The organism is Myxococcus sp. MxC21-1 (genome assembly GCF_032612255.1).
GTDB classification, from domain to species: domain Bacteria; phylum Myxococcota; class Myxococcia; order Myxococcales; family Myxococcaceae; genus Myxococcus; species Myxococcus virescens.
Map to the genome: position 1 here is coordinate 8,452,441 of NZ_CP123278.1, position 21,088 is coordinate 8,473,528.

Sequence of the window (21,088 nt, forward strand, 5' to 3'; positions counted from 1 at the left end):
TAGCCAGCGATGCGCGCCGGCACGGACGGGTTGTTCCAACCCTTGCCGCTCTCACGCGCCACCTTGAAGTGCAGGTGCGCGCCGCAGGCCCAGCCGGTGGAGCCGGAGAAGCCGATGAGCTGGCCCTCCTTCACCACGTCACCCGGCTTCACCACCACCGCGCTGAAGTGGAGGTACTGCGTCTCCAGTCCATCGCCGTGGGAGATGACGACGTAGTTGGCGTAGGGCGCGAACTTCTCGTCACACCCCCCCTTCGTGCTGTCACCGCGAGACAGGCGCACCGTGCCGTCACGCGCGGCGACGATGGGCGTGCCATCCGGCATGCGGAAATCCCACGCATGTGTGTCGTTGTGTTGGTGACTTCCCGTGTCATGTCCCTGGCTCACCGTGTGGATGCGACCACAGGCGAAGGGAACGCCAACCTCGGGCACGTCGCCCGCATCCGTGGCGGAAGAAGAGGAAGGAACCGCAGGGGCCGAAGCCAGGAGAGAACCAAGGAGGAGGGCTGAAAGGTTCATATCGGGGCGGGGCGGAAACGGGGGCAAGTGGCGCGGGTATTTCCCTGCGGATTTTCGCCGCGCCCGCCTGCTGCACGACGCGGAGGGCATCGGCACGCCCACCCTCCCGAGGGGAATCATGCCCGAGTCCCGAGCGAACGCCGCGAACTCGGCACCCAGGCCCCTGCCCGCCGGGCCGCTGGGGAAGCGGGCTTGGCGCGCCTCGTGAGCGGCCACTTCCCATTCGAGCTGCCCGTGTACGGGGACAGGTGGCGGCACACGCCACTGTGAGGAGCACTCACTCCTCACCACAAAAAGTGACTGGTCACTCACTAAGTTCAGACTTATCCTGCGAGTTGAATGGCCGCGAAGAACACTCCATCGGACGCGCCTGCCCGGCCTGTCCGCCGCACGCAGCAGGAGCGCCGTGAGACGACTCGGCGCAAGCTGCTGGACGCCACCATCGAAACGCTGGTGGAGCAGGGCTACGCCCGCCTGACGACGGTGGAGGTGTCCAAGCGGGCAGGCCTGTCACAGGGCGCGCTCTTCACGCACTTCGATACGAAGGAGGAGCTGCTCGCCGCGGCGGTGGAGCACCTCTTCCCCCGGCTCATCCAGGACTACCTGGCCGGTGTGGGGGCCCGGCCGTCGGGCAGGGACCGCATCGCGGCGGCGGTGGACATGTTGTGGGCCGCCTTCCAGCGCCCGGAGCTCCAGGCCGCCATCGAGCTGTACGTCGCGGCGCGCACGGACGCGGAGCTGCGCGTGGCGCTGGCGGCGGTGGACGGGCCGCACCGGGAGAACCTGCACCGCGTGGCACGCGAGCTGTTCCCCGAGGCCTCCGCGCACCCGGACTTCGACTCCATCGTGGAGCTGGCGCTGGACGCGGTGCAGGGCGCCGCGGTGGGAGGCAGCGCCCGGCCCAACGACCCGGCGCACCGGCGCATGCTGGATGCGCTCACCCACTTCATGCGCAACGCCTTCCTCCCCTCATTGACGCGGCCTCGCCGCCGCGCCCGCTCCTGAGTTCGCCGACACGGAGGGTCCCACCATGGACGCAGCACACATCCCCGACCTCATCACCCCCGCCATCCCGGTGTTCACCCTCACGGTGATTGCCGAGGCCCTCTGGGTGAAGAAGCAGCGGGACGAAGGCCGTCCCATGGTGGGCCACACCTGGAAGGACACGATTGCCAGCCTCTCCATGGGGCTGGGCAACGTGGCCATCAACGTCCTGTGGAAGGGCGTGGCCTTCGCCGGCTACCTGGCGCTCTACCACCTGACGCCGCTGCGCATGGGCACCGGCGTGTTGGCGTGGGTGCTCCTCTTCTTCGCGGACGACCTCTGCTACTACGCCTTCCACCGCGTCCACCATGAGAGCCGCTTCTTCTGGGCGTCCCACGTGGTGCACCACTCCAGCCAGCACTACAACCTCTCCACGGCGCTGCGGCAGACATGGACGCCGCCCACCAGCTTCGTCTTCTGGGCACCGCTGGCGCTGCTCGGGTTCCACCCGGTGATGATTGTCGTGCAGCAATCCGTCAGCCTGCTCTACCAGTACTGGATTCACACCGAGGCCATTGGCCGGCTGCCGCGCCCGCTGGAGTGGGTGCTCAACACGCCGTCACACCACCGCGTGCACCATGCGTCCAACCCGCGCTACCTGGACAAGAACTACGCGGGCATCCTCATCATCTGGGACCGCCTCTTCGGAACGTTCGAGCCAGAGGGCGAGAAGCCCGTGTACGGCCTGACGAAGAACCTGGAGACGTTCAATCCCGTGCGCATCGCCTTCCACGAGTTCGCGGCCATCACGCGCGACGCGGCGAGGCCCGGCTCCCTGAAGCAGCGCCTGAGCTACGTCTTCCGCAACCCGGCCTGGAAACCCGACGCCCCAGAGGCGCCCCAGCCGCCCGGAGTACAGCCCCCGCCCGAAGCGGCACGGCCCTCCGTGTGAGGTGTTGAGCACCCGGCCGCCCGCGGCCCCGTGGACGCGCACCGACACCGCCGTCCAGCTTCCCACCCGCGCACGGAGGCGCTAAGCCACCCGGCACCTATCGCGACGCGAGAACTGCCAGGAGGAGCCATGACCGAGCGAGAACTGTGGGAGCGGTACCAGCGTTATCTGTGCGTCGTCCCGGCCTTGGACTTCACGCTCGACGTCTCACGGATGCGCTTCCCGGCGGACTACCTGGAGCGGATGCGCCCCCGCCTGGAGGAAGCCTTCGGCGCGATGGAGGCCCTGGAGAAGGGCGCCGTCGCCAACCCCGACGAGAAGCGCAAGGTGGGCCACTACTGGCTGCGCGCGCCGGAGCTGGCGCCCGAGCCCGCGCTCCAGAAGGAAATCACCGACACGGTGGCCGCCATCCACGCCTTCGCGAAGGACGTGCATGAGGGCCGGGTGAAGCCGCAGAAGGCGCAGCGCTTCACGCACGTGCTGATTGTCGGCATTGGCGGCTCGGCGCTGGGGCCGCAGCTGGTGGCGGACGCGCTGGGCACGGCGAAGGACCCGATGCAGGTGTCCTTCTTCGACAACACGGACCCGGACGGCTTCGACCGCGTGCTGGCGCAGCTGGGTGAGCGGCTGTCGGAGACGCTCACCCTGGTCATCAGCAAGTCGGGTGGCACCAAGGAGACGCGCAACGGCATGCTGGAGGCCGAGCGCGGCTACTCGGCGCGGGGCCTGGACTTCAGCAAGCACGCGGTGGCCGTCACCGGCGCCGGCAGCGAGCTGGACAACCACGCGAAGAAGCAGGGCTGGCTGCGCACCTTCCCCATGTGGGACTGGGTTGGCGGTCGCACGTCGGTGACGTCCGCGGTGGGCCTGCTCCCCGCGCGCCTGCAGGGGCTGGACATCGACGCACTGCTGAAGGGCTCGCGCGACATGGACGCCGCGACGCGGGAGCGTGATGCGCTGAAGAACCCGGCCGCGCTGCTGGCGCTCATGTGGCACTACGCGGGTGACGGCAGAGGCCACAAGGACATGGTCATCCTGCCGTACAAGGACCGGCTGCTGCTGATGTCGCGCTACCTCCAGCAGCTCGTCATGGAGTCGCTGGGCAAGGAGACGGACCTGGATGGCCAGGTGGTGAACCAGGGCATCGCCGTCTACGGCAACAAGGGCTCCACGGACCAGCACGCCTACGTGCAGCAGCTGCGTGAAGGCGTGCTCAACTTCTTCGTCACCTTCATCGAGGTGCTGAAGGACCGTGACGGCGGCTCGCAGGAAGTGGAGCCCGGCGTCACCAGCGGTGACTACCTGCTGGGCTTCCTGCTGGGCACGCGGCGCGCGCTCTACGAGAAGGACCGCGAGTCACTCACCCTCACCGTGCCGGACGTGAGCGCGCGCACGCTGGGCGCGTTGATTGCCCTGTATGAGCGGGCCGTGGGCTTCTACGCCACGCTGGTGCACATCAACGCGTACCACCAGCCGGGCGTGGAGGCGGGCAAGAAGGCCGCGGGCGTGGTGCTGGAGCTCCAACGCAAGCTGACGACGCGCCTGCGCGAGGCGCGCGCGGAGGCCCGCACCGCCGAGCAGCTCGCGGCGGACATCGGCATGCCGGACGAGGTGGAGACGGTGTTCAAGGTGCTCCAGCACCTGTCCGCCAACCCGGACCGCGGCGTCACGCGCACCCCGGGGGCCACCCCGACACAGGCGCGCTTCCAGGCGAAGTAGGACCGCCGCCACCGATGCCCGCGGCCGAAGCGCCCGGCCGCGGCACCGGTCATCGGAGAAGCAGAACCCTCCCTGGCGATGCGTCCCGGCCTTGCGCACAGGACTCAACGCCCCGGCACCATGACGCCCCCATGAGCGGACAGGCGCAGTAGAACGCCCGCCCATGGACCTGGAGCTCAGAGGAAAGACGGCCCTCATCACCGGCAGCAGCCGGGGCATTGGCCGGGCCATCGCGTCGGTGCTGGCCCGCGAGGGCGTGCGGGTGTGCCTCAGCGCACGCGGCGCGGAGGCCCTGGAGGCCACCGCGGCGCAGCTTCGCGCCGAGGGCGCGGACGTGGCCACCGTGGTGACGGATGTGGCCACCCAGGCCGGCGCCGTGGAGGCAGTGGAGGCGGCGGTGCGCGCCTTCGGCCGGTTGGACATCCTGGTCAACAACGTGGGGGGCAGCGGCGGCGCGGGCGCCTTCCATTCCGCCACCGCCGAGCAGTGGACATCCGTCCTGGACCGCAACCTCCTGTCCGCCGTGTGGTGCAGCCAGCGCGCCGTGGAGGCCATGCGCCAGCAGGGCGGCGGCTGCATCGTCCACATCAACTCCATCTTTGGCCGCGAGTACGCCACCAGCGCCCCCTACACCACCGCCAAGGCCGGCATCACCGCGCTCACCAAGGAGATGGCGGTGGACCTGGCGCAGTACCGCATCCGCGTCAACGGCGTGGCCCCCGGCTCCATCCTCTTCCCCGGCGGCAGCTGGGACAAACGCCAGAAGGAGAATCCAGAGAAGGTGGCCAGACTGGTGCGCGACGAGCTGCCCTGGGGCCGCTTCGGCGCCCCCGAGGAAGTGGCCGACGTGGTGGCCTTCCTCTGTTCGGAACGCGCACGCTGGGTCACAGGGGCCACCCTGCCCGTGGATGGGGGCCAGGGCCGTGCCTTCTGAGCGAAAAGCCCCCCGGGCTCCGTGCTATGCAGGGGCCCTCGAATGAGACTCGAAGCGTGCTGAAGCTCTACAAGAAGGAAGGCAACCGGCTCCGCTACTGGGAGGCCTGGGTGCATGACGGAGCACTCACCGTGCACCAAGGCCTCGTGGGCGAGACGGGTGAAGACCAGCAGTTGCCCCTCCCCCCGGATGAAGACCCGGACATGGTCATCGCCGAGGCCGCTGGCCCCCTGGTGGACCAGGGCTATGACGAGCCTGATCCCACGGCGATGATGACCCTCATCGTCCAGTACACCATCGAGGGCAAGGGCACCGGCCACGACGTGGAGAAGCGCGTCGCCGTGGAGGAGTTGCTCACGGACGCGCTCGGCTGGACGGGCAATGGCGAGGTCGAAGGCGGTGAGCTCCAGGCACAGCAGCTCCGCGTCTACTGCCGGGTGATGGACGCCGACGCGGGCGTGCGCACGGCCGTGGAGGCCCTGGACTCCGAGGACCTGCTCGAAGGCGCCACCCTGCTCATCGCCCGGGACGATGAAGAGCCACGGGCCGTCTGGCCCACGCAAGGCTGACGCACACCTCGCGGGCATCTCCGCGGTGAAGGCGGGCTTCTACGGCTGGTGTAGAAGATTCCGCCTTCCGCGCGTTGACAGGACACCCGCCAGGACGCAAAGTGCCGCACAATTGATATTGATTTGCAAAGTCACACGCAACGTACAGTGCCTTCCGCGCACGCTCCGCTGAGCACCGGAAGACCTCGGGACGCGGCCCCTTTGCATCGCAGGTGTCCCTCCACGTCGCGGCTTCCGCGGCGGCGGGAGGGCCTTGCTCGAATCAGCACCCGCGGACGCCTCGGGCGGAAGCGGAACGGGGGGAGTCCGGCAGTTCAGACACCCACATGAGGAGAAGGACCTTGCGCGCCGTTCATCGTGATGACGTTTCCCCCCGACCTTTCCGTGCTCCCCGCCTGTCCGTGACGTGGAAGTGGGTGGGCTCCGCCCTGCTGCTCACCATGACGCCCGCCTGGGCGCAGGACGCGGCCACGCCGCCGCCGGACTCCGCGGCCGCCGAGCATCAGGCCGAGCAGGCGGAGACGGCGCTGGAGGACAACATCTTCCAGATGGCCCCCGTGGTGGTGACGGCGACGCGCACCGAGCAGGACGTCACCTCCGCCCCTGCCTCCGTCACCGTGGTGACGCAGGAGGACCTGAAGCGGGCGCCCGTGGGCGATTTGACGGACGCCATCCGTCTGGCGCCCGGCATCAGCCTGACGGCCGGCAGCCAGGGCCGCCGTGGCATCAGCATCCGCGGCATGGATTCGAGCTACACGCTCATCCTGGTCGACGGCAAGCGCGTGAACTCGCTGGAGGCGGTGTTCCGCCACAACGACTTCGACATCGGCCTCATCCCCACGGAGGGCATCGAGCGCATCGAGGTCGTCCGCGGCGCCATGTCCTCCCTCTACGGCTCCGAGGCGCTGGGCGGCGTCATCAACATCATCACCAAGCCGATTGCGCCCAAGTGGACGGGCGGCATCGACCTGAAGGCGCAGACGCCCACCGTGGGCGCCAACGGCGAGGAGCTCCGCTCCAGCGTCTTCCTCAGCGGTCCGCTCATCGAGGACACGCTCTCCTTGAAGGTGACGGGCGGCTTCAACCACCGCCAGGCGTGGAATGGCGCGCGCAACCCGGGCTCGCCCGTGCTCAACGCGGACGGTGCGCCGGTGACGCGTGAAGACGGCAGCGTCGTCAACCACGGCGACCTGGCCACGCTCGAGGGCCGCAATGACCACAACGGCCGGCTGTCGCTGAACTGGACGCCCACCGCGCAGCAGACGATTACCGCCGAGTACGGCCGCGCGTACCAGAACCGCATCGGCGAGTACTACATCGGCGGCTCCTACGGCGACGCGGACGCGGTGGTCCACCGCAACGACGCGGTGCTGGGCCACAAGGGCAAGTGGGACTGGGGCAACTCCGAGGTCCGCGGCTACTGGGAAGGACTGGAGAGCGGCGTCGACGGCCTCACCCAGGACAACATCGTCGCGGAGGCGAACGCCACCGCGTACCTGGGCATCAACACGCTGACGGTGGGCGGCGAGGCGCGCTGGATTGACCTCAAGTCGGACGAGTTCACCAGCGGCGGCGCCAGCGTGCACCAGCAGGCCCTCTACGCGCAGGATGAGCTGGCGCTGATGGACAAGCTGACCCTGCTGCTGGGTGCGCGCCTGGACAACCACGAGAACTTCGGCCTCCACTTCACGCCGCGTGCCTACGCCGTCTACTCGCCCATCACCCACCTCACGCTGAAGGTGGGCGTCGGCACGGGCTTCAAGGCGCCCACGCTGCGTCAGATGAGCACCGAGTCCCTGGTGACGAGCTGCCGAGGCCGCTGCGGCATCATCGGCAACCCGGACCTGGACCCGGAGAAGAGCACCAACTTCGAGGTGTCCGCCAACTGGACCATGACGTCGTGGGCCCTGTCGGCGACCGTCTTCCAGAACAACATCCGCAACCTCATCGACACGCCGCGCGGCACGGGCGTGGAGCCGGTGGGCACCGACCCGGCGACGGGCCTGCCCCTGTACGTGCCCCGCAACGTCAACCGCGCGCGCCTGCGCGGCGTCGAGGCGACGGCGAGCAAGGCCTTCGGCAACGTGGTGCGCCTGAGCGCGAACTACACCTTCCTGGAGAGCCGGGACCTGGAGAACGACGTGCAGCTCGCCTACCGGCCCAAGCACACCCTCAACGGCCAGATTGACCTGACGCCGGTGGACAAGCTGAAGGCCTTCGTGCGCGGCCAGTACATTGGCCCGCAGCTCAGCGGCACCGAGGAAGTGGAGGCCTATGCCCTCTTCGACGCGGGCGCCAGCTACGACATCAGCAAGAACTTCGGCGTCAACGCGGGCGTCCTCAACCTCGCCAACACCCGCACCGAGGACGAGGAAGGCTACGTGTTCCAGGAGCGCGGCCGCACCGTCTACGCGGGTGTGAACGCGCGGTTCTAAGGCGCCGCTTCGTCCCTCGTCACGCATTGCGCGTGGCGAGGACGCCCGCGCGACTCACGCCTCCGATGCGGCGCCCGACGTGGGCGCGGGCCGGAAGACGCGGAACAGCAACACCAGCGAAGGCACCACCACGGCCGTGCCCACGCCCAGCGCCACCAACAACCAACGCTGCACGCCAGGCTCGCCGCCGCGCCATGCAGCGTGACGTCGGGCACCACCAGGTACGGGTACTGCGAGGCGGCCCACCCCAGCACGATGAGCCCCGCCTGCACGGCCGCCGCGACACGGACCCATTGAAAGCGGCGCGCCCACAAGAGCGCGAAGGACGCCACCGCCGCCACCGCCGTGCCCGCATGCAGCGCCAGGGCGAAGGGCGAGCGCAAGAGTCCCTCCCAGACGCGCGGCGCCCCCTCGCGTGCCAGCAACAGCACCGCCAGCGCCGCGACGAACACGGCCACGCCCGCGCCCATCGCCCGGCGGCGGAAGTCCTCGCGCAGCGCGGGCTCGTGCGCCTCGTGAGTGAGGTATGCCGCCGCCAGGAAGGCGAAGAGGCTCAGCGCCAGCGCGCCCACCGCCCATGAGAAGGGCGCGAGCCACGACGCGAAGAAGCCGCTCACCACCACCCGCCCTTCCACGCGGATGGTGCCGCTCACCACGGCCCCCACGCACATGCCCAGCAGCACCGGCGCGATGACGCTGGCGCCACTGAAGACGAGCCCCCACTGCCGCTGCACCGCATCCCCGCGCGTGTCGTAGGCCCGGAAGGTGAAGGCCGCGCCCCGGAACACGATGCCCAGCAGCAGCAACGTCAGCGGCACGTGCAGCGCCACGCTCAGCACCGCGAAGGCGCGCGGGAAGCCGGCGAACAGCAGCACCAGGCCCACGATGAGCCAGATGTGATTCACCTCCCACACCGGGCCAATGGCGCGGGCGATGAGCGCGCGCTGCTCCGCCTTGCGCGGTCCGGAGGCGAGCAAATCCCAGACGCCGCCCCCGAAGTCCGCCCCGCCGAAGAGGGCGTAGAGGACGAAGGTCCCCGCCACCGCGAAGCCCAGAATCGCATCAGTGGACATGAGCCTCACCTCCCGCCTGACCGCTGTCGCGCGTGGGCAGCGTGCCCGCAACCTGCCGCACCAGCAGCGTCACCACCGTCACCCCCAGGAACAGGTACACGGCGGTGAAGGTCCAGAAGGGCGCGGCCAGGTGTGGCACCGGCGTCACCGCGTCCGCCGTGCGCATGACGCCGCGAACAATCCACGGCTGTCGTCCCCACTCCGTGACGAGCCAGCCCGCCTCCATGGCCACCACCCCCAGCGGCCCTGACAACAGCCACGCCCACATCATCTTCCGCCCGTGAGGCCAGGCCTTCTTCCGCCACCGCCAGCCCAGCGTCACCAACGCCAGCAGCGCCATGGCGCTCCCAGTGCCCACCATGACTTGGAAGGCCACGTGGACCTTCGCCACCGGCGGCCACTCGTCGCGCGGGAAGGCATTCAGGCCCTTCACCTCCGCGTCCGGGTCCGCGAAGGCGAGAATCGACAGGCCCTTGGGGATGTCCACCGCGTAGGGCACCTCGCCCGTCTCCACGTTGGGGAGTCCGCCCAGGCGCAGCGGCGCGCCGCGCTCCGTTTCGAACTGGCTCTCCATCGCGGCCAGCTTCACCGGCTGCGCCTTCGCCACGTGCTTGGCGGACAAGTCCCCCACCACGGGCTGGAGCAGCGCGGTGACACACGCCAGCGGCAGCGCCACCGACAGGGCCTTTCGGTGGAAGGCCGCGCCCGGGTGGCGCAGCAACACGAAGGCGTGGATGCCCGCCATGGCGAAGGCGCTCGCCTGGTAGCAGGAGAGCAGCACGTGCGCCGTCTGGTACTGCCAGCCGGGGCTGAACATGGCCACCAGCGGCTGCACGTCCACGGGCCCCGACGCCGACTGCGTGAAGCCCGACGGGTCGTTCATGAATGTGTTGACCAGCGTGACGAAGAAGGCGCTGGCCGCGCCACTCACCGCCACCATGACGCCGGAGAACATGTGCATCCCTGGCGACACCCGCTCCCGCCCGTACAGATAGATGCCCAGGAAGATGGCCTCGGTGAAGAAGGCGACGCCTTCCAGGCTGAAGGGCAGCCCAATCACCTCGCCGTACTGCCCCATGAACTCTGGCCACAGCAGGCCCAGTTCGAAGGACAACACCGTGCCACTCACCGCGCCCACCGCGAAGAGGATGGCCGTCCCCTTCGCCAGCTTCTGACTCAGCTTCTGGTAGTCCGCATCACCGGTGCGCCGGCCCTTCCAGTCACTGAGCACCATGAGGACGGGAAGCGCCACTCCCGCCGCGGCGAAGACGATGTGGAACGCGAGCGACAAGCCCATTTGGGCCCGCGCATAGAGCAGGTCCGTCATGAGCATCAGAATGGTTTATGTCTTAATTTGTCGCAATTATGTATTCTTATAAACCCCCTGAGCAGAAGCGGGGACGCGGCGCGCGGGAACCAGTGTCATCACCGCGTTTCGTGCAACAGCGGTGGCGAGCGTACTGGCGAAGATGAGGACGAGCTTTCTCCCCAGCTCCGCGCCCAGCGGGCGCGGCTCCGCGCTGGAGGCCACGCGGTCCGGGTGCTCCCAGGCACGCGTCAGGGCCTTGCGGCGCTTGCGGCGCAGAATCTCATCGCGGTTGCGCGCGCGGTACACCGCGTACCCCACGCCCAGGCCCACCGCAGTCAACAGCGCGGCGCCCGCGGCCATCAGCTCAGTGCGGTGCTGCCGCGCATGGTAGCGCACGTCGAGCGCGCGCTCGCGTCGCCGGTCCAACTCCGCCAGCGTGAGCATCAGCTCGTCGCGGATGCGGTCGGCCGTCTCCTCCACCTGCTTGCGGTCCCCCATGCCCCGGGTGATGCGGTGGTCCTCATGCCGCCGCTCGATAGCCGAGGGCTCGCCTGCGTCGCGGTCGTTGCCATTCATTGCAGCGTCTCCCGCGTGAGTTGGTAGTCCATCTTCAAGCGTTCCTGTGTGTGCGGCAGCGGCTTCTTGGGCACGCGCTTGCGGCCCATGAAGAGCAGGCCAGCGGCAATCGCCAGCAGCACCACGCCCACTACCAGCACGCCCAGCGCCTGGGCCATGGGCAGGGCCAGCCCCAGCGCGACGAAGAGGACGGCCAGCGCCGTGAGCGCCAGCACCGCGCCCGCCCCCAGGAGGATGCCCGCGGTACGCGCGGCCTTCAGCTCCTCACGCAGCTCCTTCTTGGCGTGCATCACCTCGGCGCGCACCAGCAGGCGCGTCTCCGCCAAGGCATGCCGGATGAGCTCCGCCGTGGAGAGCGTCTCCAATTGACTTCGCTCCAGGCGTTCCGATTCGAGATCCACGACGTGCGCCTCCTGCGATGACTCCGCGGACCACACGTGCGCTCCCATGCCTGCCTGGCATCCTTGCGGCCCGCTCCTTCGCACAAGGTGGGCAGGACGCTCCCTCCAGTGAAGCCCCGGGGAAATGCACGCCGGCGCCCGCCTGCCTGCCCTGCCCTCGCGCTCAGCGGCGACGGCGGTGCGACAGGGCGGTGGCCAGCGTCTCGCGGACCTGATGGGCGCGGAAGAGGCGGTCCGCCGTATCCACCAGGTTTTCGGAGTACAACACCTGCTTGCGCAGCCGCGCCGGGATGGCGCGCGTCCCCAGGTGGGCACCCAGCAGAGCGCCCGTCAGCGCCGCGGCCACGTCCGCCTCGCCGCCGCAGCGCAGCGTGAGGGCCACCGCCTCCCGGAAGTCGTGCGGCACCTTGAGGATGGCGAACAGCGACGTCAGCAGCACCGGCACCACGTGCGGCGGCAGCCCGTCCACGCCCTTCAGCTCGCTGGGGGCACGCCCACCTTGCGCAGCTGCGTCAGCGCGCGCGCGGTGTCCCAGGTGAGCAGGCGCGGCAGGTGGCGCACTTCCTCGGCCAGCCCCTTGTCGTGCACGGCCGCCGCCAGCGCCAGCTCCTCGCAGAAGGCCGCGGGTGTCAGCGGCTCCTCTTCCATGCCCAGCGCCGCGGCCTGCGCGAAAGCGGCGGCGGCCGCCGCGCACACCGGATCCTTGTGCGTGATGATGGTGAGCACGCCCGCGTCATGCGGCAGGCGCGCGCGGTGGCCGCTCTCCAGCAGGCCCACCACCAGCGCGCGGCTGAGCACTGAATGGCAGCGCGTGCCCAGGGACGCGCCCGCGCTCATCCACGGCACGCCGCTGGCCAGCCGCTGCAGCGCGTCCGCCAGGCTCTTGGGCGGCTGGAGGATGATGCCCTCCTGCCACAGCCACGCCGTGCGCCGCCGCGCTGCGGCCGTCCACCTTGCCCTCGCGGATGACGCTCTCCGCCGCCGCGAGCAGCAGCTGCGTGTCGTCGCTGAACTGGCCCTTGGCGAACTTGCCGCGCGGGCGGGCGCGAAGTCTTCGGCAAGGCCGGGCAGCCGCGTGAGGCTCGCCGGTGGAATGCCGCGCAGCGGAAAGCCGAGCGCATCACCGATGGCGAGCCCCACGAACGCCGCATGGAACCTGTCCTGGCGCTCGGCGGGAGTCAGCGGCATGGGGTCGTGGAGATTAACCGACGCTCAGGCCAGAACGGCCGAGAGAAACCCGTGAAACATCCGCGAGCCGGAGCGGGAAGAATCATGCCGGGGCTTGACGAGCGCGATACAGCCGTCCTCGAAATTCCGCCGCTCGGATTCTTCACCGTCCACCCTCCATCCCTGGCGCCTCGTGGATCGCAGCGCGGGGTGGGCTGACTACCGCAACCAACACGCGCGCGGCAAGCCTCGGAGGGTGCACGCATCCGCGCACCTGTACACGTGTCCAACTCTCGAAGCTTCGCGCACGGCGGGAATGGCGCACGAGGGACGCGCAGGTGGCACCAGCGCGCGGGTGTCAGCACACGCGCGCCCGCTACTTCATGCGTCGTCGCGCCCCAGGTTGACGACGGCCTGCAAGCGCGCCATCACCGCCTGCGCGCCCTGATGCAGGTGCGTGCCATCCCAGAGCGCGGGCGTGGTATGTCCGCCATGCTTGCGCCAGTCCGCTTCCGCCTCGTCGAAGGCCACGTTGCGAAAGCGCACGCGGTCCTCCAGCGCGTAGTCCACGATGTAGCGCCGGGCCTGCGCGGACGGTGCATCCGCGATGCGATGAAACAGCTCCAGCGTGCCGGACATCATGGCTCGGAGGTGGGGAGGAAGTAGTCCTGCAGGTTCGGGCGCGAGCGGCGGAGCAGGTCCGCCAGCGTGTACCGGTCCAGCACCGCGAGGAACGCCTCGCGCGCTTCGTCCAGGACGCTCTTGAGCCCACAAGCGGGAGCGATGGGACAGGCGTTGCGCTCCCGGTCGAAGCACTCCACCAGGTGGAAGTCCGGCTCCGCGGCGCGCAGCACGCGCCCCACCTGGATGTCCGCCGGCGCGCGCGCCAGCACCACGCCGCCGGAGCGGCCCGCTCGCGCGTCCACCACCCCCTGCCCCGCCAGCGTCTGCACCACGCGCACCAGGTGGTGCTTGGAGATGCCGTACGCATCCGCCATCTCCTGCGTGGAGACGGGCCGCCCCGTGCGCGTGGCCAGGTAGAGCAGCACCCGCAGCGAGTAGTCGGCATGGAGGGTGAGGTGCACGTCAGCGGGCTCCGGCGTCGGCACTACGCTGCCCCGATGGAACGCTCGGCAAGAAGGCATCCGTGTGGAGGTCTTTCAGCGAGAGCCCGGCCAGGAACAGCTTCTTTCGAAGGGATAGCACCAATGGCCCGTCTCCGCAGAGCCATGCGCGCCAGCCCAGCGGCTTCGGGCATTCGGCGCGGATGAGCACATCGAGCGCGCCCTCGGCCACGTCCCGGCTGCCGCCTTCCAACACGACCGGACGATAGCGAAACTGAGGATGCTGCTCGGCCAGCGCCCGCAGCTCGGAGGTGAGGTAGAGCCCCTCGGGCGTCCGAGCACCATGGAAGAGCCAGATGGGCCCCGAGTGGCCCGCGGCCAGCGCGTCGCGAACGATGCCGTACAGCGGCGCCAGCCCCGTGCCCGTGCCCGCCAGCAACAAGGGCTGCTCGGGCCGGCCCGGCACATAGAAGCAACTCCCCGCCGGGCCCTGCACCTGGAGCCTGTCTCCCGGCTGTGCGTCCTGCGCCAGCCAGCCACTCATCGCCCCGCCCGGCTGGAGCCGCACATGCAACTCCAAGGCATCTTCATGAGGCAGGCTGGCCAGCGAATAGCTGCGAGCCAGCCCGTCCTCGCGCACCAGGGAGACGTACTGCCCCGCGTGGTACGCCAGCGGGCTGTCCGTCACCAGCCGCACACGAAGGACGCTGGTGGACAGCAACGACAGCGCCTGGATGCGCGCGGGGATGCGCAGCGCCTCCGCGCCGGTGACTTCCAGCTGCGTGCCCTCCGGAGGCCGGCAGGCACAGGCGAGGAAGTAGCCCTGTGCCCGGAGCGTGTCCTTCAGCCCCACCTGCGCGGCCTCTGGAACCGTCCCCGCCACGGCCCGCATCAGACAGGACTGGCAGGCCCCCGCGCGGCACGCATTCGGAATGGAGATGCCCTGGCGCAGCAGCGCGTCCAGCACACTCTCTCCAGACTCCAGCGGATACCAGTCAGACTCGTGCTTGACCTTGGGCATGGCGTGCTCCTCGGGTCAGCGTCCCAGGACGTCCGCGCGGGCGCTCTCCGCGATGGTCATCACCTTCGCCACCAGCGGCGCGGCCACGCCCAGCTCCTCCAGCGTCGCCTTCAGGTGGCCCGCGACCGCGTCGAAGTGCGAGTCGTTCAGCCCACGCTTCACCAGAGGCGCGTGGCCCGCGCGCATGTCCTTGCCCGAGTAGTGGACCGGCCCACCCGTCACCATCGTCAGGAACGCCTTCTGCTTCGCAGCCTGGCGCTCCATGTCCACGTCCTCGAAGAAGTGGCTGATGTGATCGTCCGCCAGCACCTTCCGGTAGAAGACCTCCACCGCCGCCGCCATCGCCGGCTCTCCGCCCAGCTCCTCGTAGACACTCTTCTCCGCCGTCACGCTCATGGTGCCGCTCCTCTCGCCCGGCATGGGCTTTAAGATGCATTCTAGATGCACCTTAAAATCCGCACCGTCACGTCAAATGGAAGCAGCACTGTCAGTGGAGCTTCTGCGACCGAGGACAGCCGCTGACAGGAGGCCGCCGCGCCCGCGCGAAGGCTCGGAGGCGAACGCAGCCAGGCCCCTGGGGGCATTGCGAAGCGAGGTGTGGACCGGGATGCCTGTTCCGGAGGCGCCACCCCAGAGGGGCACCCTCACGGAAACAGAAGCGGACACCGGCTCCGCTCAAGGGGAGCCCGGGTGTCACGCCAGGGACGCCAGGAGCGCGAGACGCTCCTGGGCGGTGAAACGGGGAGAAGCCTACGCGCGCGCGGTGCTGGCGGCGCCGATACGGGCGGCCTCACGGCGCACCGTGGCCTGCTCCAGCTCGAAGCGCGCGTCCTCGGAGGACATGCCCTTCATGCGCTCCTGGGCCTCGGCCATGCGGCGACGGGCGCCTTCCACGTCGATGCCCGTGACGGGCTCGGCCGCGTCGGCGAGCACCAGCACCTTGTCGTTGCCCACTTCCACGAAGCCGCCCGCGACGAAGTAGGACTCGCGCCGGCCACCCTCGATCAGCGTCAGCGGGCCCGGCTCCATCAGCGACAGGAACGGGGTGTGCCCCGGCCGCACGCCGAACAGGCCCCGGCCGCCAGGAACAATCGCCTCGTCGGCCTGCACCGACAGGATGCGCTTCTCGGGGGTGACAATCTCCACAGTCAGCTTGGCCATGAGGCTCCTCGCACAACCGAATCAGAACGTGAGCTGGCGGGTGGTTCCACCCACTGGCTCCAACTCCACCACCCCGGCGTCCGTCAACCGGGGCCCCTTGCCGGGGATTCCGAGCGTGCCCTCCAGCCACTTGAAGTGGTGGGTGAGCTGGCGCACCTCGGAGAGCTGCCGCGTGTTGAGCCACTCGGTCAGCCGCTTCTCCTGGAGCCGCTGGCCATCCCGCCCATACTGCGCCGCCACCACCACGCGCGCCCAGGCGGGAGGCCCCTTGGGCTTCTTCGCCTTCGACTTCTTCTTCGTCCGCGGCTCCGCCACGGCCTTGCCCTTCTCCACCAGCGGCCACACCACCCAGACGCGCTCGCCGTCGTTGGAGACGAAGTAGAGGTCGTCCACCGTGCCCAGACACTCCTTCAGCGTCCAGACGGGGCCGCTCTCCTGCGCCACCTCCAACCGGCACTGGTCCTGCGCCGCTTCCACCATGCGGACGCTGTAGAGCCCGTTGGCGCTCACCCGGGCCCGTCCCCTGCGCTCCTCCGCCAGGGCGGAGGAGGGAGCCAGGAACATCAGGACCAGGGCGAGCGCTGCACGGCGCATGGGGACCTCTGCGGGAGGAGAAGCGCCCAGCTTAGCTCGCCGCGAGCTTCCGCGCGTTCTCGACCACCTCGTCGATGCCGCCCGTCATGTAGAAGGCGCCCTCGGGGATGTCGTCGTGCTTGCCCTCGGCGATCTCCTTGAAGCCCTGGATGGTGTCCTGGAGCTTCACGTAGCGGCCGTCCTTGCCCGTGAAGACCTTGGCCACGAAGAAGGGCTGCGACAGGAAGCGCTGAATCTTGCGGGCGCGGGCCACCACCAGCTTGTCATCCTCGGAGAGCTCGTCCATGCCGAGGATGGCGATGATGTCCTGCAGCTCCTTGTACCGCTGGAGGATGCCCTGGACCTTGCGGGCCACGCCGTAGTGCTCCGCGCCGATGACGGCCGGGTCCAGGATGCGGCTGGTGGAGTCCAGCGGGTCCACGGCGGGGAAGATGGCGAGCTCGGCGATGGAGCGGTTGAGCACCGTCGTCGCGTCGAGGTGGGCGAAGGCCGTCGCGGGCGCCGGGTCCGTGAGGTCGTCGGCGGGGACGTAGATGGCCTGCACGGAGGTGATGGAACCCTTCGTGGTGGAGGTGATGCGCTCCTGCAGACTGCCCATCTCCGTGGCCAGCGTGGGCTGGTAACCCACGGCGCTGGGGATGCGGCCCAGGAGGGCGGACACCTCGGAACCGGCCTGGGTGAAGCGGAAGATGTTGTCCACGAAGAGGAGCACGTCGCGGCCTTCCACGTCGCGGAAGTACTCAGCCATGGTCAGCGCGGACAGGGCCACGCGGGCGCGGGCGCCGGGCGGCTCGTTCATCTGGCCGTACACCAGCACGGCCTGGCTGGCCTCCAGGTTGTCCGTCTGGATGACCTTCGTGTCCTGCATTTCGTGGTAGAGGTCGTTGCCCTCGCGGGTGCGCTCACCGACGCCGGCGAACACCGAGAAGCCACCGCGCTCCACGGCCACGTTGCGGATGAGCTCCTGCAGGAGCACCGTCTTGCCCACGCCGGCGCCGCCGAAGAGGCCAATCTTGCCACCGCGGGTGTACGGGGCGAGCAGGTCGATGACCTTGATGCCCGTCTCGAACATCTGCACGCGCACGTCCTGCTCCGTGAAGGGCGGGGGCGGGCGGTGGATGGACCAGTACTCCTGCGCCTTCACGGGGCCCATCTCGTCCACCGGCTCGCCGGTGACGTTCAGGATGCGGCCCAGGGTGGCCTTGCCCACCGGCACCTGGATGGGGGCGCCCGTGTTCCTGACGGGCATGCCGCGGCCCAGGCCCTCCGTGGAGTCCATGGCGATGGTGCGGACGGTGTTCTCACCCAGGTGCTGCGCCACCTCGAGGGTGAGGTTGTCGGCGTCGGCGCTCAGGTTCGCGTTGGTGACCTTGAGGGCCGTGTAGACCTCGGGGAGACCGCCGGGCGGGAACTCGACGTCGACCACGGGGCCGAGGACCTGGATGATTCTGCCTGCCGTCGGAACTTGAGCGCTCATGGAATCGTCTGCCTCGCACGGGGAGCGGACGGGCGCCGCCACCCTTGAAATTTCGGCCCGGCTGTGAGGGCGGGCCCCCTTTACCGGGGCCCCCCCCGGGGGTCAAGCCTCCCGGGCAACTGACTGGTAAGTCCGGCTTAGCGGAACCACATGCCGGGCGCCACCCCCTTACCTCCCATCCGGCTGGTACACCAGGGGCCGCCCGCTGTTCGGGCTACCGACCAGGACGGCCTTGGCGTTCTGGCTCTGAACCTGCTCGCGTTTCGAGGAGGAACGCTCCTCCGGCGCGTAGCGGCCGAACACACCGCGGGCCTCCGGGCGGACCGCGAGGCGAGCAGGTTGCCGGCGTACTTGACCCGGTCTGGGGATGCAGTTCGAAGCGCGTCGCGGGGGCCTTGAACGCGAAAGGCCCACCTCGATAGACGAGGCGGGCCCAGGAGGCGCGGCTGCGGAAACGTCCTACTTCAGGGCCTCGGCGCCGGAGACGATCTCCATCAGCTCCTTGGTGATGACCGCCTGACGCGTGCGGTTGTAGGTGAGCGTCAGGCTGCCAATCATGTCGGTCGCGTTGGAGGTGGCGTTCTCCATGGCGCTCATGCGGGCGCCGTGCTCGCTGGCCACGCTCTCCAGCAGGGCGCGGTAGAGCTTGATGTTGACGGCCTGGGGCACCAGGCGGTCCATCACGGACTGACGGTCCGGCTCGTACTTGAAATCCACCAGCGAGGTGGAGCCCGCGACCGGGGCCTCCCCCGGCGTCCCCAGCGTCTGCAGCGGCAGCAGCTGAGCGACCTTCACCGTCTGGGAGATGGCGGTGACGAACTCGTTGTAGACGATGTGGACCGCGTCCACCTCGCCGTTGAGGTAGCTGGCCACCAGCTCCTCGGCCACGTCCGCGGCGGCGCGGTAGTTCAGGCGCTGGTACAGGCCGCCGAAGTCCTTGCGGATGTTCTGGCCGCGGTTGCGGAAGAAGTCGTTGCCCTTCCGGCCCACGGTGGAGAGGCGGATGCTCTCCAGGTTCGTGTTCTCGTAGAGGAACCGGTTGGCGCGGCGGATGACGTTGGAGTTGAAGCCGCCGGCGAGGCCACGGTCCGACGTGAGGAGCACCAGCTCCACGCGCTTCACCGGGCGGGCCGTGAGCAGCGGGTGGCTGAGGCTCTCATCCCCGGCGCGGGCGGACAGGTCCGCGATGATTTGATCCAGCATCGTCGCGTAGGGACGCGCCGCCAGGATGCCGTCCTGCGCCTTGCGGAGCTTCGCGGCGGAAACCATCTTCATCGCCTTGGTGATCTGACGCGTGTTCTTCACCGAGCGGATGCGCTTGCGAATGTCGCGAAGGGACGCCATGGACCGGGGAGCTCCTGTGGGGCGTTCGACCCGCTTTGTCCTGAAGGAAGGCGGGGCAGGGTAAGACGGGGCCCCCTATATAGGCGGGGCGGGAGCCGGTCAACGGATGCCTGCCGCCGCCGGGCAGACGATCGCACGCCCCACCGCACACGGCGGGCGGCCAAGCCCCCTTGACAGCCCCTCCCCGCGGTAGGACACGGACTTACCTTGCGGGAATGGTGGCTCAGACGTCATCCGGTCCGCTGCTCATCGTCGAAGACGACGTGGACATCTGTGAGGCCCTTCAGACCTACCTGGAGCTGCACGGCCACGCGGTGCGCGTGGCGCGCAACGGCCGGGAGGCCTTGGAGCAACTGGCCCAACCTCCCCGCCCCGCCCTCATGGTGCTGGACATGGCCCTGCCTGTCATGGACGGACACCGGGTGCTGACCACCCGCAAGGCGAGTGAAGCGCTGGCCCAGGTGCCCGTCATCATCCTGTCCGCGGGCACGGCGGAGATGAATCCGAGAGACCGGGCCGTCTATGCGTCTTCGTACAACGTGGCGGCGTTCTTGAAGAAACCCGTGGAGCCCCGACAGTTGCTGGAGGCCATCGAGCGATTCGCCCCAAGGCCGGCGGGCTCCCAGGCGGGCACGTTCCCCTGAGACAGGGATGTCGCTCTGGACTTTCCGGAGGAGAGCGCCCGGAACACAATGGCCCCTCTACCGGTGTTCTCGGGGTCCATGAAGCCAGGCGGTGCGAGATGGGTGTGGTTGCGTAGAGGCCTCGCGGTGCTGGCCGCGGGGGGGCTGGGACTGCTCGCCCTCTCCCACCTCGTCCGCCTCAGCTACCAGGACCGCATCGTCCCCCTGGAAGAGGCGCCCCAGGCCCCCGTGGCGTTGGTGTTCGGCGCGGGTCTGGCGCGGGGCGCGGTGCCCTCCCCGTGCTCGCCCAGCGACTGGATGCGGCCATCGCGCTGTGGCAGCAGGGCAAGGTGCAGAGGGTGCTCGTCAGTGGAGACCAGACGAAGCCCTTCCACCACGAGACGCGCGCCATGCGGCGCTACCTGGTGGAGCACGGCGTGCCTGAAAGCGCGGTCCTGGGCGACGAAGCGGGGCTGTCCACCTATGACAGCTGCCTGCGAGCCGCCACGGTGTTCGGCGCGAAGCGGGCGGTGCTCGTCACCCAGCGCTTCCACCTGACGCGGGCGCTGTTCATCGCCAACTCGGTGGGCATCGACGCGTGGGGCGTGGCCGCGGACGAGGGACGGTCGACGCCGTGGCGCTACCAGGTGCGCGAGACGCTGTCGCGCGTGCTGGCCCTGGCCATGGTGATGCTGGAGGTGGAGCCCGCCTACCCCTCTGGCCGCACCGTGCTCCCGGAGCGCTGAGGCACGGGCAGGCATGGCAGGCAGGCGGGCGGCGAGAATTGCCGGGGCCCCCGCGGGTTCTCATTCTTGAGACGAAGGCAGCCGACCCACCGCGCTATCCGAGGAGAGGCCATGCGATTCAAGAAGCTGGGGTCAGACGAGGTGGGCGAGTCCACCTCTCGGCGTCACATGAACCCGGACACCGGTGAGGATGAAATCAACATCTCCGACCAGGACCTGGCGGCGACCCCACCGATGGAGGAGGAGCCGGACTTCCGCGACATCCTCCCGGATGAGATTCACGAGTTCCGCCGGGGTGATGAGGAGGAAGAGCCGCTGGAGTTGACGGCACAGCCGGGCTACCGCATCCGCCCCATCGACTTCGACAAGCTGCCGCAGGGATAGACGTGCGGTGAGGCGACGTCGGGGCAAGGCGCGGGAG

22 protein-coding genes and 2 pseudogenes are annotated in these 21,088 nt (G+C 69.4%); 9 read left to right on the forward strand and 15 right to left on the reverse strand.

What is annotated here, in order from left to right:
• Window positions 1-110 precede the first annotated feature (110 nt).
• Window positions 111-638, reverse strand: a pseudogene (locus QEG98_RS37960) (M23 family metallopeptidase); the annotation flags it as partial.
• A 219-nt stretch (window positions 639-857) separates the two neighbouring features.
• Here QEG98_RS37960 and QEG98_RS37965 point away from each other — a divergent pair.
• The 6 genes from QEG98_RS37965 to QEG98_RS37990 all read left to right on the forward strand — a co-directional run bounded on the left by QEG98_RS37965 (window position 858) and on the right by QEG98_RS37990 (window position 8,111).
• Window positions 858-1,523, forward strand: coding sequence for a TetR/AcrR family transcriptional regulator (locus tag QEG98_RS37965; protein ID WP_090487618.1), 666 nt, complete (start codon window positions 858-860; stop codon window positions 1,521-1,523).
• Window positions 1,524-1,548: 25 nt separating this feature from the next.
• Window positions 1,549-2,454, forward strand: a complete 906-nt coding sequence (locus QEG98_RS37970; protein ID WP_316564800.1) for a sterol desaturase family protein — start codon at window positions 1,549-1,551, stop codon at window positions 2,452-2,454.
• Window positions 2,455-2,583: 129 nt separating this feature from the next.
• Window positions 2,584-4,173 carry a glucose-6-phosphate isomerase gene (locus QEG98_RS37975; protein ID WP_316564801.1) on the forward strand — a complete coding sequence of 530 codons (1,590 nt, stop codon included), beginning with the start codon at window positions 2,584-2,586 and terminating at the stop codon, window positions 4,171-4,173.
• A 163-nt stretch (window positions 4,174-4,336) separates the two neighbouring features.
• Entirely contained in the window at window positions 4,337-5,107 is a 771-nt protein-coding gene (locus QEG98_RS37980) for an SDR family NAD(P)-dependent oxidoreductase (protein ID WP_090487609.1), read from the forward strand.
• A 26-nt stretch (window positions 5,108-5,133) separates the two neighbouring features.
• Window positions 5,134-5,676 carry a hypothetical protein gene (locus QEG98_RS37985; RefSeq protein ID WP_316564802.1) on the forward strand — a complete coding sequence of 181 codons (543 nt, stop codon included), beginning with the start codon at window positions 5,134-5,136 and terminating at the stop codon, window positions 5,674-5,676.
• 401 nt (window positions 5,677-6,077) lie between these two features.
• Window positions 6,078-8,111 (forward strand): TonB-dependent receptor domain-containing protein, encoded by a 2,034-nt coding sequence (locus QEG98_RS37990; RefSeq protein ID WP_316564803.1) that lies wholly within the window; start codon window positions 6,078-6,080, stop codon window positions 8,109-8,111.
• Window positions 8,112-8,165: 54 nt separating this feature from the next.
• Here QEG98_RS37990 and QEG98_RS37995 read toward each other — a convergent pair.
• The 14 genes and pseudogenes from QEG98_RS37995 to atpG form a co-directional block, all read right to left on the reverse strand.
• Window positions 8,166-9,184 (reverse strand): annotated as a pseudogene (locus QEG98_RS37995) (cytochrome d ubiquinol oxidase subunit II).
• Window positions 9,174-10,517, reverse strand: a complete 1,344-nt coding sequence (locus QEG98_RS38000; protein ID WP_410477899.1) for a cytochrome ubiquinol oxidase subunit I — start codon at window positions 10,515-10,517, stop codon at window positions 9,174-9,176. Before QEG98_RS38000 ends, QEG98_RS37995 begins: the two are co-directional and overlap by 11 nt.
• A gap of 30 nt (window positions 10,518-10,547) precedes the next feature.
• Window positions 10,548-11,069 carry a hypothetical protein gene (locus QEG98_RS38005; protein ID WP_090487591.1) on the reverse strand — a complete coding sequence of 174 codons (522 nt, stop codon included), beginning with the start codon at window positions 11,067-11,069 and terminating at the stop codon, window positions 10,548-10,550.
• A complete protein-coding gene (locus tag QEG98_RS38010) occupies window positions 11,066-11,470 on the reverse strand; it encodes a phage holin family protein (RefSeq protein WP_090488733.1) in 405 nt (134 codons plus the stop codon). The genes QEG98_RS38005 and QEG98_RS38010 overlap by 4 nt, the downstream gene beginning before the upstream one ends.
• Window positions 11,471-11,633: 163 nt before the next feature.
• Window positions 11,634-11,939: an ADP-ribosylglycohydrolase family protein gene (locus QEG98_RS38015; protein ID WP_316564805.1), complete on the reverse strand. Its 306-nt coding sequence runs from the start codon at window positions 11,937-11,939 to the stop codon at window positions 11,634-11,636.
• Between the two features lie 5 nt (window positions 11,940-11,944).
• Entirely contained in the window at window positions 11,945-12,658 is a 714-nt protein-coding gene (locus tag QEG98_RS38020) for an ADP-ribosylglycohydrolase family protein (protein ID WP_316564806.1), read from the reverse strand.
• A gap of 360 nt (window positions 12,659-13,018) precedes the next feature.
• Window positions 13,019-13,279 carry a hypothetical protein gene (locus tag QEG98_RS38025; RefSeq protein WP_011556837.1) on the reverse strand — a complete coding sequence of 87 codons (261 nt, stop codon included), beginning with the start codon at window positions 13,277-13,279 and terminating at the stop codon, window positions 13,019-13,021.
• Window positions 13,276-13,722, reverse strand: coding sequence for an RrF2 family transcriptional regulator (locus QEG98_RS38030; protein ID WP_090487585.1), 447 nt, complete (start codon window positions 13,720-13,722; stop codon window positions 13,276-13,278). Before QEG98_RS38030 ends, QEG98_RS38025 begins: the two co-directional genes overlap by 4 nt.
• Before the next feature lies 1 nt (window position 13,723).
• Complete coding sequence (locus QEG98_RS38035; RefSeq protein WP_316564807.1) at window positions 13,724-14,722, reverse strand: 2Fe-2S iron-sulfur cluster-binding protein; 999 nt, start codon at window positions 14,720-14,722, stop codon at window positions 13,724-13,726.
• Between the two features lie 15 nt (window positions 14,723-14,737).
• The gene (locus QEG98_RS38040; protein ID WP_090488731.1) at window positions 14,738-15,118 is read right to left on the reverse strand and encodes a group I truncated hemoglobin; all 381 of its coding nucleotides are present in this window, start codon (window positions 15,116-15,118) and stop codon (window positions 14,738-14,740) included.
• A gap of 354 nt (window positions 15,119-15,472) precedes the next feature.
• Entirely contained in the window at window positions 15,473-15,883 is a 411-nt protein-coding gene (locus QEG98_RS38045; RefSeq protein ID WP_090487579.1) for a F0F1 ATP synthase subunit epsilon, read from the reverse strand.
• A gap of 21 nt (window positions 15,884-15,904) precedes the next feature.
• Window positions 15,905-16,477, reverse strand: a complete 573-nt coding sequence (locus QEG98_RS38050) for a hypothetical protein (RefSeq protein ID WP_090487575.1) — start codon at window positions 16,475-16,477, stop codon at window positions 15,905-15,907.
• Between the two features lie 31 nt (window positions 16,478-16,508).
• Window positions 16,509-17,954, reverse strand: a complete 1,446-nt coding sequence (gene atpD, locus QEG98_RS38055) for a F0F1 ATP synthase subunit beta (RefSeq protein WP_316564808.1) — start codon at window positions 17,952-17,954, stop codon at window positions 16,509-16,511.
• A gap of 459 nt (window positions 17,955-18,413) precedes the next feature.
• The gene (atpG, locus tag QEG98_RS38060; RefSeq protein WP_090487569.1) at window positions 18,414-19,298 is read right to left on the reverse strand and encodes an ATP synthase F1 subunit gamma; all 885 of its coding nucleotides are present in this window, start codon (window positions 19,296-19,298) and stop codon (window positions 18,414-18,416) included.
• Between the two features lie 215 nt (window positions 19,299-19,513).
• Between atpG and QEG98_RS38065 the strand changes: the two genes are divergently transcribed.
• The 3 genes from QEG98_RS38065 (at window position 19,514) to QEG98_RS38075 (ending at window position 21,051) form a co-directional block, all read left to right on the forward strand.
• Window positions 19,514-19,942, forward strand: coding sequence for a response regulator (locus QEG98_RS38065; protein WP_186817989.1), 429 nt, complete (start codon window positions 19,514-19,516; stop codon window positions 19,940-19,942).
• Between the two features lie 278 nt (window positions 19,943-20,220).
• Window positions 20,221-20,667, forward strand: coding sequence for a vancomycin high temperature exclusion protein (locus tag QEG98_RS38070; RefSeq protein ID WP_316564809.1), 447 nt, complete (start codon window positions 20,221-20,223; stop codon window positions 20,665-20,667).
• Window positions 20,668-20,778: 111 nt separating this feature from the next.
• Window positions 20,779-21,051 carry a hypothetical protein gene (locus QEG98_RS38075; protein WP_316564810.1) on the forward strand — a complete coding sequence of 91 codons (273 nt, stop codon included), beginning with the start codon at window positions 20,779-20,781 and terminating at the stop codon, window positions 21,049-21,051.
• The last annotated feature ends 37 nt before the right edge of the window (window positions 21,052-21,088 follow it).

What these genes read in the sequence shown, in the direction of transcription:
- QEG98_RS38005 (WP_090487591.1), bottom strand. Translation starts at nt 11,069, where the DNA reads ATGAATGGCAACGACCGCGACGCAGGCGAGCCCTCGGCTATCGAGCGG.
- QEG98_RS38065 (WP_186817989.1), top strand. Translation starts at nt 19,514, where the DNA reads ATGGTGGCTCAGACGTCATCCGGTCCGCTGCTCATCGTCGAAGACGAC.
- QEG98_RS38020 (WP_316564806.1), bottom strand. Translation starts at nt 12,658, where the DNA reads ATGCCGCTGACTCCCGCCGAGCGCCAGGACAGGTTCCATGCGGCGTTC.
- QEG98_RS38040 (WP_090488731.1), bottom strand. Translation starts at nt 15,118, where the DNA reads ATGAGCGTGACGGCGGAGAAGAGTGTCTACGAGGAGCTGGGCGGAGAG.
- QEG98_RS38025 (WP_011556837.1), bottom strand. Translation starts at nt 13,279, where the DNA reads ATGATGTCCGGCACGCTGGAGCTGTTTCATCGCATCGCGGATGCACCG.
- QEG98_RS37980 (WP_090487609.1), top strand. Translation starts at nt 4,337, where the DNA reads ATGGACCTGGAGCTCAGAGGAAAGACGGCCCTCATCACCGGCAGCAGC.
- QEG98_RS38000 (WP_410477899.1), bottom strand. Translation starts at nt 10,517, where the DNA reads ATGCTCATGACGGACCTGCTCTATGCGCGGGCCCAAATGGGCTTGTCG.
- QEG98_RS37975 (WP_316564801.1), top strand. Translation starts at nt 2,584, where the DNA reads ATGACCGAGCGAGAACTGTGGGAGCGGTACCAGCGTTATCTGTGCGTC.
- atpG (WP_090487569.1), bottom strand. Translation starts at nt 19,298, where the DNA reads ATGGCGTCCCTTCGCGACATTCGCAAGCGCATCCGCTCGGTGAAGAAC.
- QEG98_RS38035 (WP_316564807.1), bottom strand. Translation starts at nt 14,722, where the DNA reads ATGCCCAAGGTCAAGCACGAGTCTGACTGGTATCCGCTGGAGTCTGGA.
- atpD (WP_316564808.1), bottom strand. Translation starts at nt 17,954, where the DNA reads ATGAGCGCTCAAGTTCCGACGGCAGGCAGAATCATCCAGGTCCTCGGC.
- QEG98_RS37985 (WP_316564802.1), top strand. Translation starts at nt 5,134, where the DNA reads ATGCAGGGGCCCTCGAATGAGACTCGAAGCGTGCTGAAGCTCTACAAG.
- QEG98_RS37965 (WP_090487618.1), top strand. Translation starts at nt 858, where the DNA reads ATGGCCGCGAAGAACACTCCATCGGACGCGCCTGCCCGGCCTGTCCGC.
- QEG98_RS38045 (WP_090487579.1), bottom strand. Translation starts at nt 15,883, where the DNA reads ATGGCCAAGCTGACTGTGGAGATTGTCACCCCCGAGAAGCGCATCCTG.
- QEG98_RS38075 (WP_316564810.1), top strand. Translation starts at nt 20,779, where the DNA reads ATGCGATTCAAGAAGCTGGGGTCAGACGAGGTGGGCGAGTCCACCTCT.
- QEG98_RS37970 (WP_316564800.1), top strand. Translation starts at nt 1,549, where the DNA reads ATGGACGCAGCACACATCCCCGACCTCATCACCCCCGCCATCCCGGTG.
- QEG98_RS38050 (WP_090487575.1), bottom strand. Translation starts at nt 16,477, where the DNA reads ATGCGCCGTGCAGCGCTCGCCCTGGTCCTGATGTTCCTGGCTCCCTCC.